Genomic DNA, 263 nt, shown 5'->3' with positions numbered 1-263 from the left:
CTCTAGAACATACCAAAAATAAAAGAGAAATCCGGTTTAACGCATTTTCAGGAAATTCCAGTCACATTTGTCATGAAGCAATTTCGATTCGGAGATGCTGAATGAGTATGGAACGACCAATCAGCCAGCTGGACCGCAAAGGGTTCATGACTGGTTATCTTGATGCACTTGCATTGGTGGAGCGTCTGCACCGCTTGTTGTTGGATGTAATCAAGGACGAGTTTGAACGCGTGGGTGTCCTTGACATCAACGCGGTGCAGGCT

At 46.0% G+C, this 263-nt stretch carries 1 pseudogene; it reads left to right on the top strand.

Annotated features, from left to right (window positions below):
* Positions 1-101 precede the first annotated feature (101 nt).
* Positions 102-263 (top strand): annotated as a pseudogene (locus O4G76_RS20835) (MarR family transcriptional regulator); the annotation flags it as partial.

Origin of the sequence: Limimaricola sp. G21655-S1 (assembly GCF_027213785.1) — a bacterium.
In the GTDB taxonomy this organism is placed as follows: Bacteria; Pseudomonadota; Alphaproteobacteria; order Rhodobacterales; family Rhodobacteraceae; genus Limimaricola.
Note: the sequence above shows the minus strand (reverse complement) of the source record. Positions and strands in the feature narration are given on the sequence as shown.